The sequence below is a fragment of the Nostoc sp. genome (assembly GCF_036917355.1).
GTDB lineage: Bacteria > Cyanobacteriota > Cyanobacteriia > Cyanobacteriales > Nostocaceae > Nostoc.
Genome location: NZ_JBALDP010000079.1, coordinates 97539 through 110508, shown reverse-complemented (window position 1 = coordinate 110508; position 12970 = coordinate 97539). Strand labels below are relative to the sequence as shown.

8 protein-coding genes, 1 tRNA gene, 1 pseudogene and 1 riboswitch are annotated in these 12970 nt (G+C 41.8%); of the genes and pseudogenes, 3 read left to right on the top strand and 7 right to left on the bottom strand.

The genetic code is table 11. The annotated features are described in order from the left end of the window. Position 1: 1 nt before the first annotated feature. The 5 genes from V7K53_RS25575 to V7K53_RS25555 all read right to left on the bottom strand — a co-directional run bounded on the left by V7K53_RS25575 (position 2) and on the right by V7K53_RS25555 (position 3560). On the bottom strand, positions 2-733 hold the full coding sequence (locus V7K53_RS25575; protein WP_335200352.1) for a cobalt-precorrin-6A reductase: 732 nt from the start codon (positions 731-733) through the stop codon (positions 2-4). Positions 734-736: 3 nt separating this feature from the next. Next, a complete protein-coding gene (locus V7K53_RS25570; RefSeq protein WP_335200328.1) occupies positions 737-1156 on the bottom strand; it encodes a DUF1636 family protein in 420 nt (139 codons plus the stop codon). A gap of 22 nt (positions 1157-1178) precedes the next feature. Then, positions 1179-1350: riboswitch (cobalamin riboswitch) on the bottom strand. A gap of 180 nt (positions 1351-1530) precedes the next feature. After that, positions 1531-2310: a uroporphyrinogen-III C-methyltransferase gene (cobA, locus tag V7K53_RS25565; protein WP_335200327.1), complete on the bottom strand. Its 780-nt coding sequence runs from the start codon at positions 2308-2310 to the stop codon at positions 1531-1533. Beyond that, positions 2307-3032, bottom strand: a complete 726-nt coding sequence (locus tag V7K53_RS25560; RefSeq protein WP_335200326.1) for a sirohydrochlorin chelatase — start codon at positions 3030-3032, stop codon at positions 2307-2309. Before V7K53_RS25560 ends, cobA begins: the two co-directional genes overlap by 4 nt. Positions 3033-3176: 144 nt before the next feature. Further along, complete coding sequence (locus V7K53_RS25555; RefSeq protein WP_335200325.1) at positions 3177-3560, bottom strand: DUF4359 domain-containing protein; 384 nt, start codon at positions 3558-3560, stop codon at positions 3177-3179. A 124-nt stretch (positions 3561-3684) separates the two neighbouring features. Here V7K53_RS25555 and V7K53_RS25550 point away from each other — a divergent pair. Then, positions 3685-3757: transfer RNA gene (locus V7K53_RS25550), tRNA-His, on the top strand. Positions 3758-3954: 197 nt separating this feature from the next. Here the strand turns inward: V7K53_RS25550 and V7K53_RS25545 are convergent. Beyond that, positions 3955-7104, bottom strand: a complete 3150-nt coding sequence (locus tag V7K53_RS25545) for a two-partner secretion domain-containing protein (protein WP_335200324.1) — start codon at positions 7102-7104, stop codon at positions 3955-3957. Positions 7105-7525: 421 nt separating this feature from the next. Between V7K53_RS25545 and V7K53_RS25540 the strand changes: the two are divergent. Together V7K53_RS25540 and V7K53_RS25535 are read left to right on the top strand one after the other, a co-directional pair. After that, positions 7526-8341 (top strand): annotated as a pseudogene (locus tag V7K53_RS25540) (IS5 family transposase). 960 nt (positions 8342-9301) lie between these two features. After that, positions 9302-11722, top strand: coding sequence for a sucrose synthase (locus V7K53_RS25535; protein ID WP_335200323.1), 2421 nt, complete (start codon positions 9302-9304; stop codon positions 11720-11722). 67 nt (positions 11723-11789) lie between these two features. Here the strand turns inward: V7K53_RS25535 and V7K53_RS25530 are convergent, their stop codons facing one another. Then, positions 11790-12344 carry a peptidoglycan-binding domain-containing protein gene (locus tag V7K53_RS25530; protein ID WP_335200322.1) on the bottom strand — a complete coding sequence of 185 codons (555 nt, stop codon included), beginning with the start codon at positions 12342-12344 and terminating at the stop codon, positions 11790-11792. Between the last annotated feature and the right edge of the window lie 626 nt (positions 12345-12970).

The window sequence follows — 12970 nt, the reverse complement described above, 5'->3', positions numbered from 1 at the left end:
CCTACTTACATAACCACGCTAAAGCAGCATCAACATTACTAACCTGCTCCCCTGGCGGTACAGCTGGACGATTGACCATCACAACCTTTATACCCAGTTCTCGCGCTGCAATTATCTTGGGCTTTGTCGCATCGCCACCGCTATTTTTGCTGACGATGGTATCAATGTTATTCTCAATCAGAATTTGTCTCTCATTATTGAGGGTAAAAGGCCCGCGATCGCACAATACCATCCCCGGCGGTACTAAAGCATCTTCGCCAGGAGGGTCAATCATCCGCATCAAAAACCAAATTTTCTCCAAATGAGCAAAAGCGGCCAGTTCTTGTCTACCAACTGTCAAAAATACCCGCTGTGACTGATTTTGCAAGGCTATTGCTGCGGCTGCAACATTATCAACTTCAATCCAGCGATCGCCACTTTCTTTTTCCCAAGGCGGACGGATTAACATCAGACGGGGGACTCCAACTTCCGTTGCCGCATCTGCTGCATTGAAGGAAATCTGACTAGCAAAAGGATGGGTTGCATCAATTAATAAGTCGATTTGCATGACTCGCAGATAGTTAGCCAATCCAGCCGCACCCCCGAAGCCTCCAACCCGTAAATCGCCCAGCGGTACTGATGGTTCGCGGGTGCGTCCAGCTAGAGAGGTGATTACTTCTAACCCTTGGATAGTCGTAACTTTGGCAGCTAGTTCTGCTGCATCACCCGTCCCACCCAAAATCAAAACGCGCATCATTTAGATAGATAACGGTGGAATCTTTGCTAAAATGCCCTTTTTCATTGCTTCTGGACGCTCTGACCAAGGCAGTAAACCATCTGCTTTAGCATAGTATTGACTAGCACATTCCAGTACCGCAGAGGCACTACCATCAACGGCTAAATCACCAAATAAATATGTTAATTTGCCTTTGGCACTAAAGGCAACTACACAAGAACGATTACAAGCACTCATGCATTCAACTTCCTGAATTGGGAATTCATCTCGTAAATCCCAATCTTGTGCAAGCTGCTGAAGTTGGTGTAAAAGTTTTTCACCACCACTTTCACCTAAGCGTTTTCCATTTTGCCAAACACTGGCACAGGTTTTGCAAACAAATAAAGTGTGTTCGGCAACATTCAATGGACTAGTTGTGGAAATATTTACAGTCGTAGTCATCTGTACCTCGCAGATATGTGAAACTAATAAATCTATTTCGGCGGGCATCCTGACTCACTCAATTTGAGATTTTCGATTTAGTTCCTGAATCTCAAATTAGTTCACAGTTGCGGGACAGCGCCGGATTTGCACCGAACTTTCCCCGTTACCTCTGGTAGCTGACTCCCACCAGAACCGAATAACCTTATCGATCATACACTAGGGTTATCGGAGAATACGAAACAATAGACTTCTTGTCATTGTGGGGAAAAAAAAGGGTAAGGGGTAAGGGGTAAAGGGTAAAGGTATGGAATTTTCCCAAACCCAGTAACCTTTCCCCAACATCTTGGCATTTGTCACTTTTGCAAGATGTCTAATAAGCTTTGCGCCAATTATCAAACTGGACGACAGCCAGATAAAATACTGTGCATATTTACTACTTGTCCAATAACTGCGATCGCAGGCGCACTAAATCCACTTTCTTCTACCTGTGTGACTATTGTTTCCAATGTCCCAATTAATTCTTCTTGTTCTGGGCGCGTACCCCAGCGTACCAAAGCAATCGGCGTTTCTAAATTCAACCCAGCTGTGATTAATTCTTCCACAATATAAGGCAGATTGTGAATTCCCATATAAATTACAATGGTTTCGGAACCGTGAGCGATCGCACTCCAATTTACCTGCGGTCTATACTTACCCGCCGCTTCATGACCAGTTACAAATGTCACTGACGAGCTATACAGCCGATGCGTCAAAGGAATACCTGAGTATGCTGCTGCTGCAATTCCCGAAGTGATACCGGGCACAACTTCTGTTGATATTCCCGCTTGAACTAATTCTTCCATCTCTTCGCCACCGCGACCAAAAATAAAGGGATCGCCACCCTTGAGTCGCACTACAATTGCACTATCCTGCGCTTTCTCAATCAGCAGTTGAGTTGTTTCTGACTGCAACAATGAATGTCTCCCAGCACGTTTACCAGCATTAATTTGCTCGGCTTGGGGATTAATCATTGCCAAAATTGCCGGACTTACCAAGGCATCATAGATGACTACATCTGCACATTCCAACAAACCTTTCGCCTTCAAGGTAATTAGTCCTGGATCTCCTGGCCCCGCACCTACTAAATAAACCTTTCCCAAATACTTATTCTCCTGTTTCTCTGTGCGGTTCATCTCTGTGTTAAATCCCAAATTAGCTCGGCTAATTCTGCACTTGCTCCCAGTGGCTGCGCCAGTTGGAAATTCACCGCAGAAAATTGTAATTTTAGCGCCTCTACTGAGGTGGCGATCGCATCGGTTATTCCACCAGCGAATAAAAAGTATGGCAAAATTGCAATTTCCCGATAACCAGCATCTACCAATTCTTTTACCCGTGATTCTAAACTAGGAGGCCCAGCCCAATAAGCAGTTACGGCTCCTAAACTCGCCGCCATTGCTTCCACAGTTTCTTGCGAACCTGGGCGACGGCTACCATGAGCTAAGAGAATCCATGCTTCTGCTTTGATAGCAGCTATTTGCTTTGCCAACAATTTCTCTAAATTAGGGTGAGAGCCTAAATATGGTTGCAACTCAACGATCGTATCTTGACCAGCAGCTTGTTGGGCGAGTGCTACTTCGGCGGGAATGTCTGTCATCACATGCACTCCTGGCAGCAGAAATAGCGGTACAATTTTGAGGCGATTCTCATTTTGAGACTGTGGGCAATCGCCAAAAGCGCTTTTAGCAAATTGTTGAATCTGCTCGTGTAAAGGTTGAGGACTCATTTCTAAAGCGGCGATGCCAACCAAATGTTCGCTTGACAATTTCTGACATACCAGCCTAGCTAGTTGCTTCATAGCAATTTCTGGGCGCGGGTCGCGGCTTCCGTGAGATAGTAGTAGATAGGCAGATGACATCGGTAAAGCTTGAATTCTTAGTTACTATTTTTATTTAAGATTAAGCTGGGGATAATTAAGTACTCTGGTAATTATTGAAACTATTATTAATTACTAAATAGAAGTATTCTTAATCACTTTTATATTCTCCCCCTACTCCTTACCTTATTGTTCTTCGGCAGTGTAAGTATAAAATTGATCGAAAGCTCCTACCGTTTCAAATTTGTACGAAGGTATCCAAGAGTTTATTTTTAAATCTGTACGGTAAATGCTAAAAATCATGAAATCTTGCCTTTCTGTGGTCTTGGCAATAATTTCTTGGATTTGCGGGCTAGCCGAGTCAACTAACTTATCACAATTAAAACGAATTAAATTTTCAATAATATTCGTAGTTTTTTTACATACATCCGTTTTTAAGTATTTTGTCAGGCGTTGAACTGCATATTCTTCATATTCAACTTGACCAGGATTGGTTTTCGCCATTGTCACACCCAAGGCGGCGAGGCCTACTGCTGCTCCAGTATACGCGATGATGGTCAATGGTTTCATATTTGCCAAGTAAAATTCATTGTAATTGTTAGATTTCAGAGACTCTAAATCAACTAAGTCCGTTCCTTGAAGAAAAACTCTTGATCGCTTGCCAAATTGTTGCTATAATTCAAATTGTTGAATGGCGAGCGTAGCCAAGTGGTTAAGGCAGTGGTTTGTGGTACCACCATTCGTGGGTTCGATTCCCATCGTTCGCCCTATATAATTTCATATTAATACCTATATTCTTGGAGAAGGTGGGTTAGATGGTGTAAATCGTCGTAACCATAACTTTAACAAGGATAAAGATATGCGATCTGTAGCTTTATAGACTTACAGACTAGCGATCGCAATCCTAAAGTCGTGACCAAGTTTATCCTTAATAGTCTGGGTATTCTAAAACGGACATTAACATCTAAGAAGCAGCGCGGCAAGATACAGGGTTCTGCCATGAACCATGAGGTGTGCTGGGTGCATTCGCTGTAAGTTCCAACTCCCCTTTGGCATTCATCACCCACCCTGTAGCTTCTACAATCGGTTTTGGCGTAGCAGTAGTAGGTTTGATGGTAACAGGTGGAGTCTTGCGGTTTCTGATGCTGGGATTGAGCGTTACCCAATCTACCAGAACTGTGTTAGGAGAAAGAAAGTTATAGGGATTGCGGGGTAAACCGCCACGTCCACTGATCGCAAATCGGTTTTGGGCGTAACCTGCACTATAGCAGCCTTGTGTTACCTCAGTGTTAACTGGTATTGTTGGCAGTTCAACTAAACCACTGTTAGGGTCGATATCGGGCGTGTTAAGTTCTACAGTCCCGTTTACACCAAACTCAGAACTAGCGGTGATATCACTAAAGAGAGTTGGGAACTGGCGGGGTTGAATGCCATAGATCCCAGAGGCTTTAATATCTACTCTCCCACCAATGCCTGTGTAAGCATTAGCAGTGATGTCGCTATTTTCGCTTGGGACGGCAACAATGAAGCCCGACAGGGCATCAATATTAATGTTGCCACCATTACCACTAGTTTCTGCTGTGCCTGCGGTGGTGGAAATTTGAGCGCCACGACGGAGAAGGAGTAAATCAGTTTGTAAGTTGATGTCGCCACCATTACCCGATGCAGATTCGGCGTTGAGTGTGCCACTGTTGCTTAAAGTAACTTTAGGTGAGTTGACGATAATATCTCCAGCAGTACCCATCGTACTTTCAGAGAGAACCAACAACCCACTTTTAAAGTCTGAACTGCTACCAGAAATGATGAAAAAATTAGCAGCATTAACTTTAATTGTGCCTGCATTCCCAACTCCTGAAGTTGATGCAGAAAGTTGAGCGTCATTTTGCAATGAGAAAGAACCAGAATCGATAGTAATGTTACCCCCATTCCCAACTGTCCCCATTTGCACCTCGCTGGCAATCCCACTGAAGAAACCGTTTTTCCCTCCAATAATATCAACAGCGCCAGTAACATTAATGTTGACATTGCCCGCATTTCCCCTTCCTGCTGGCTGAGTATCAGATGCTTCACGAGTAGTGGTTATCAATTGAGCCTCATCAGTAAGTGATAATGTTGCAGCGTTGATGTTGATATCGCCTCCATTTCCAACGCCCCCTGCTTCTACCGTACTTAATATCTGAGCATCATTAACGAGTTCAACAGCATCACGTGCCTGCACTATCACATTCCCCGCATTCCCAACTCCTGAAGTTGACGCAGAAAGTTGAGCGCCGTTGCGTAATAAGAAAGAACCAGAATTGATAGTAATGTTACCCCCATTGCCAACTGTTCCCGTTCCTATAACGCTGGCAATCCCACTGCCAAATTCGTTTTTCGCGCCAGTAATATCAACAACGCCAGTAACATTAATGTTGACATTGCCCGCATTTCCCCTTCCCGCTGGCTGGGTATCAGATGCTTCACGAGTAATGGTTAGCAGTTGAGCACCATCAACTAATGAAAGTGTTGCAGCATTGATGTTGATATTGCCTCCCTTACCTACCCCCCCTGGTTCAACCGTGCTGAGGATACCAGTTGGTTGACCTGCAAGGAAAACAGTATCACGTGCCCGCACTGTTACATTCCCCGCATTCCCTTGTCCAAATGTTGAGGTTTGTAGTTGAGCCTTATTTTGTAACGATAAAGAACCAGAATTAATAGTAATGTTACCACCATTACCAACTGTCCCTGTTTCCACCCGGCTGTAAATCCCACTGCGAAAACCGTTTTTCTCCCCAGCAATATCAACAGCGTCAGTAACATTAATGTTGACATTGCCTGCATTCCCCCGTCCTGCTGCCTGGTTCCTAGATGTTCCACGAGTGACTGTTGCCAGTTGAGCAACATCAATTAATGAAAGTGTTGCAGCATTGATATCGATATTGCCTCCCTCACCTACACCCCCTGGTTGCACCGTGCTGAGGATGGCAGCATTACCTGCAAGGAGAACAGCATCACGTGCTCGCACTGTCACATTCCCCGCATTCCCTTGCCCAAATATTGAGGTAGAAAGTTGAGCAACATCTCGTAGTATGAAGGAACCAGAGTCGATAATAATATTACCTCCATTGCCAAGTGACCCCAAGCCTACAACATTGAGAACTCTGCTCCTAGTGCTTGCAACTTTGATTTCCCCAGTAGCATTAAGCGTAATATCTCCCCCAATTGTTTCAGGTGTCCCCAAACCGGCTCCAATACCACCGCTTAAAATACTTCCTTCCAATATCTCTAGATTCTTTGCATTGACTACAATATCACCGCCACCAGTCCCTTCTACAGATATTGCAGCTTGATTGGTAAGGGATACCGAGGTTCGTACAACATTCTCAGGAAATTTCAAGCTGAGATTATCGCCAGCTACACTCAGCGCTACAGTACCAGCTTGAACCAACCCTCCTAACTCAACTCGCCCACCAAAAGCATTTAATTGTCCCCCATCCATGCTGAGATTACCACCCACCAGCAATAAACTTTTTCCATCTGGTACTCGTAAACCAAATGCATCAAAGCCTGCTGGATCTGTTCCGGTGGGTACTATTGAGTTATTTTGAATCCCTCCGTTTTGATTAATTTGATTAAACAGCAATGCTGAAGGATTAATGGTCAACAACGGTGAAGGGATATTTTTATCAGTAGCGCTAAAAAATCCGATATTTCCAAATTGCAGTGCATTGGCAGTAGTCGCTACAAAAGAACCACCAATATTTAACGAAGCATTCTGACCAAAAATAATCCCCGACGGATTAATCAGAAACAGGTTGGCTGTACCGTTAGCGCGAATTAACCCATCAATGTTAGAGACTGACCCACCCGTTACTCTACTGATGATATTTTGAATATCTACAGCATTATTGAACAAAGCAGCGCCGTTAGTAGGCACAGAGAACTCCCTAAAGCTGTGAAACAAATTACTTCCTGCTTGCGTTCCCCCTGTGATATTGAGGGTGCTGCCATCTGGTGTAACGACAGAGTTATTAGGCAAAGTGCTATCTGGGGTAATTTGAGCAGAAGCATAATTTGTCCCCAAAGCGATCGCACCTCCCATCGCAATCCCCAAACACCAACGAGTAGTCATCCCAAACATCCCACCCCCTAAGCTTTGTAACAGATGAACTCTTTTTTGAGTTAACCACAATTAGTGTTCGTCAAGTTAATATCTTCAGTTCTGGTTGATATTGAAAATGACGAAATGGTACGTACAAAGAAATCCCATTTGTTCTATTTAGAATGAAGCACGCCGATGTTTAACGCAAACCACCCTAGAAATTGCCTACGCCTGTGATACCATCCCCAGATGGTCTATATTTTGGGTTTCAATGGACGGTATTTATTTGCTCATTTGCAAATAAATGCCATCACTACTTTCATTCACTTAGACTTTAAAATACTACAACTTGACCTTCAGAGGCTATTTATAAAGTAAATCTAAAGATGGCAAAGCAAACGAAATTACAACGCTAGGATACTTTTGAAATAGTGTATTTATGTAGGGTTAAATGACTCGAAAAGCTTATTCTACCGACCTTAGTGACTCGGAATGGGCGATTCTTGCTCCTTTAATTCCACCTGCTAAGTCCAGTGGACATCCGCGCACAACTGACATGCGCGAAGTATGCAACGCCATATACTACCACTTGAAAACAGGTTGTCAATGGGATATGCTTCCAGGGGATTTTCCTCCCAGCTCGACCGTTTACAGTTACTACCGAAAATGGCAGAAACAAGGGGTTTGGCAAGAATTGAACCACAGACTACGTAACCAGGTTCGGGAACAAATGGGTAGATCAGTCCAACCAACAGCTTTAGCAAAGCTCGCCGTAGGCATCGTAGCAGATAGTCAGTCGGTGAAAACGACGGAAAAAAGGGGGAAGTGTACGGCAATGATTGCGGTAAATTAGTCAAGGGACGTAAACGCCAAACTATAGTTGATAGCCTGGGACTATTACTAAAAGTTGTGGTCAGTGAAGAGAACGCTCCAGAAAGAGTGCTTGCAGCTTTTGCTTTGATGGAACTACTCGAAGAACATCCTGAAATATTGGCACAAGTCGAGGTCATGTGGGTTGATTCCGGCTATAACGGTGATAAGTTTGCCCTCGCAGTGTGGTTGATGATTCAAGCTCATGTTGAAGTCATGCAGCGTACAGAAAAAGAATTTGAGATTTTACCTAAACGCGCTTGTTGTAGAAAGAACATTTGGATGGTTTAACCAATATCATCGTCTGAGTAAGGATTATGAGCGTCTTCCCGAAATGAGTGAAGCTGCCATATATGCCGTTATGACTCGTGTTATGTTGCGTCGTCTTGTCGTCTAAAGATTTACTTTATAAATGGTCTCTAAACCTGCGGAATCTAGGTTAAAACAACCTCTAAATAAACCTCTTTCATATTAAAATTCCCGACATTTTAGAAAAGTCGGGAATTTAACCTTAGAAGTTTTTGAACGCACATTTAACTGTTAAAAAATGCCTAGAAGAACGATCAAAGTTAGCCCACAGAAGGCAAGTAAAGACATAATCAGAATGTTGCCTATACTGTGGTCAGAAGCTGTTAACTTATCTGTATTGGTAGCCATATAAATCGACCAATTTTAAACAACTTTTGCCTAAATTATAACTATGTCAAATCAATATTTAGTCTGTTTTTGAACAAAAATTTATTTTAATTCATTTAAGTTTAACTATTTAGTTCAACTTCAGCAAAACTATTAACTTTTGTTTCAACTATTTACAAAGAGATTATGCCAAGACTATTACTTATTCCCAAAATTAACATAATACAGGAATTATATTTTATTTTTGAAATTATTTACCTTACATACAACAGATTTCAAGTTGCTGAACTACACAAGCTAAGTCTCAAAGCCCATTTTACTTCTGTTAGCACAGCGCAGCCAATTCTAACTCCTGAATTCTGTTGTATGCACTGATAATCAAAATATACGCAAATAAATGATATAGTAAAGATTAAATAAAGCAATTGAGGGCGTGATAATTTGTGCCCCAGATATTATGATGCAGTTATTTACTAACATCTATCAAAAGAAATAAAAATTGTATTCCTTTAGTGAGATCCAAAAACACTGAGTCATAGATACTTTAAGTAAAGTAGAACATGATTTAAGTGCCTACTGAAAAGTTGATACTTATAGGTACACAGGTAAATATAATTTATCTGTGTTGTTTCGTGTTTATATGTGTCTAACAAAAGGTAGAGGCTTATTTGTCTCACCTAGAAAGTTAACAATGCAAACATCGTCATTTAGTGGAGTTGCTATGTCTGAATTGCTTCAAGCAGTCTTAGATAGTGAAGAAAAAAGTGATTTACGTTCCTTTATTAGTGAATTACGCCAACAAGAAAAGAAGTACTTGCTGCGGAACGACATACTCAATGTATATAGTGAGTATTGCTCCAAGTCCCAGAAACCTGAAGGCTTTTACACTTCCTCGGAGTTAGGCAAACTCATTTACTATACTCAGGAAATTATTCAGGAAGACTCAAACTTCTGTTTCATCATCCGTTCTAAGATTGCCAGCCAAGAAGTTTATTGGTTGACATCAGACTTAAGTATTGAGCCGATGACGGTGCAAGATTTGTTGGATCTGCGCGATCGCTTGGTGAACAAATTTCATCCCAACGAAGGCGACCTGCTAGAATTAGACTTTGGCCCATTTTATGACTACACCCCAGTCATCCGCGACCCCAAAAATATTGGTAAAGGGGTACAATTTCTCAACCGCTATCTATCCAGCAAAATATTTCAAGACTCCAAACAATTGCTGGAAAGCTTATTGAATTTCTTGCGCCTGCATCACTACAACGGTGTGCAACTGCTAGTCAACGATCGCATTCAATCACAGCAGCAACTTTCCGAGCAAGTTAAGAAAGCTATCGGTTTTGTTAATAATCGCCCCGCAGATGAACCCTACGAACAATTCCGCTTCCAATTGCAGTCAATGGGTTTTGAGCCGGGTTGGGGTAACACCGCAGCGCGAGTACGAGAAACCTTAAATATTCTCGATGAATTGATTGATTCTGCCGATCCCCAGACCCTAGAAGCATTCATTTCTCGTGTCCCGATGATTTTTAGAATCGTCCTGGTGTCAGCTCACGGTTGGTTTGGGCAAGAGGGAGTTTTAGGGCGTCCCGATACCGGCGGTCAGGTAGTTTACGTCCTTGACCAGGCAAAAAGCCTAGAGAAGCAGCTACAAGAAGATGTCCTGCTTGCGGGTTTAGAGAAATTGAATGTCGAGCCAAAGGTAATTATTCTCACCCGCTTGATTCCCAACAGTGATGGTACTCTTTGTAATCAACGGCTAGAAAAAGTCCACGGTACCGAAAATGCCTGGATTTTGCGAGTGCCTTTACGGGATTTTAACCCTAACATGACTCAAAACTGGATTTCTCGGTTTGAGTTTTGGCCTTATCTAGAAACTTTTGCTATTGATTCCGAAAGAGAACTACGGGCAGAATTTCACGGTACACCTGACTTAATAGTTGGAAACTATACTGATGGGAATTTAATAGCATTCTTGTTGGCGCGACGGTTGAAAGTTACTCAATGCAATGTTGCCCATGCTTTGGAAAAATCTAAATACTTGTTCAGTAATCTCTACTGGCAAGAATTAGAGGAAAAATATCATTTTTCCTTGCAATTCACAGCTGATTTGATTGCCATGAATGCTGCCAATTTTGTGATTAGCAGCACCTACCAAGAAATTGTCGGAACACCGGATAGTGTGGGACAGTACGAATCTTATAAGTGCTTCACCATGCCGGAGTTGTACCATGTAACCAATGGCATTGAATTATTTAGTCCCAAATTTAATGTCGTACCGCCGGGAGTAAATGAAAATAATTACTTCCCTTACACCCGAAATAAAGATCGGGTGGAGAGCGATGGTCAACGCCTTGCAGAAACGCTCTTTACTCTGGAAGATCCCACGCAAATCTTTGGCAAACTCGACGATCCTAACAAGCGCCCTCTCTTCTCAATGGCGCGTCTTGACCACATCAAAAACCTCACAGGTTTAGCTGAATGTTACGGTCAAAGTAAAGAATTACAAGACCATTGCAACTTAATTTTAGTAGCGGGTAAATTACGCGTCGAAGAATCAGATGACAACGAAGAACGCAACGAAATTATCAAACTCTACCAAATAATTGACCAGTACAATCTCCACGGGAAAATTCGTTGGTTGGGTGTGCGCCTGACTAAAACTGATTCTGGTGAAATTTACCGAGTCATTGCCGATCGTCAAGGAATTTTTGTACAACCAGCTTTATTTGAAGCTTTTGGTTTGACAATTTTAGAGTCGATGGTTTCAGGATTACCGACTTTTGCCACACAGTTTGGTGGGCCATTAGAGATTATTCAAGATAAGGTGAATGGATTTTTGATTAACCCAACGAATTTAGAGGAGACAGCCACCAAAATTGTGGACTTTATCACTAAATGCGAACAAAATCCTAACTATTGGAGTGAAATTTCCCAGCGAGGAATTGAGCGAGTTTACAGCACCTACACTTGGAAAATTCACACTAGCAAGCTGTTATCATTAGCACGGATTTATGGCTTCTGGAACTTTACCTCAAAGGAAAATCGGGAAGATTTATTGCGCTATATTGAGGCTTTGTTCTATTTAATTTACAAGCCAAGAGCGCAACAGCTATTAGAGCAGCATCAGTACCGCTAGTTTGTCATTTGTCATTTGTCATTAGCTAAAGATTAAAGACAAATGACTAAAGACAATCAACAAATAACTAAATTGTCAACGCACTCCAAGTTCGTTGACCAACTACTCCATCTACACCTAAATTTTGCTGGTTTTGAAAGGCTTTGACAGCAGTCTCTGTTAGTGCGCCAAAAATCCCATCTACTCTTACAGCATAACCGTTAGACACTAATAACTGTTGTAAGGCTCTGACAGCAATACCAGAACTACCGAAATAAAGAGTCGGTAGAGGTTGGCTATTAAACTTCTGAAACCGTCCTGTAGCCTTTGTACGGACTTTACCTTCAGACTGAAAGGATTTCTTAGGTTTACTTAAGTTAGAAGAAACTAGTCCCAGATTCTTTTTGCTAATTTTCTGAAGTATGTGTTCTTTTTCTAGTTTCAGCGCTGAGAGAGAAGCCTGGGAAATCTCATCTGTCTGCATAAATTCAGGTGGCGTAACTTTAGCAGCTATCTCTAACTGACTCTGTTTTAACTGGTTTACGTCATTTTCCATCTGAAATAATTGCTGCTGTGGCAAATTGGTCCCAGATGCTTGTCTTATTGTTAACACGCCCGTCATCATCAGGCCAATTTCATTCATTTTCTTTTATTTTACTTCAACCAATAATTCTTTTAACCAACATTTGCTGTCCGGGATAGTACATACTGACCAAATAAAAAAGTCATGTACTAATTTTTCCAGGTAATATTTTCATGTTCATATTTGCTCACCCCCGATTCCATTTAATCAGATTAATATCATTAATCAAGCCATCAAGTTATCAGACATACTATCTAAATCAATGGTTTAGACAATAACATACTATACGATCGCCAGGGAATGCCATCAAACAAATTTACTTAGTTATATTTAGCTCGTGCTTGGTGTGCTGATGTTGCTTTTAGCATGTTTATACTGCCAGTAAAAATACTACTCAATTCATAGAGTCAGTTTTTTAACTATTGATTAAAAGCTCTTAATTTCAAATACTTTTTATCAATCACAACTTATATTAATACGCTTGGATTAAGGATTATTGGTCTTTGAAGACGCGATAAATCGCGTATCTACAATAAGGGTTTTGTTGCTCATTATGAACTGTATTGCACCTTATGTCGCTCTTTCAAGCTATTCTCGAAAAGCGCACACTTTCACCTCAAAAAAAATGAAACCGCACAACCTTGTTGCACGGTACTGAATTTGAGTTGAAGTTTAGATACTACATG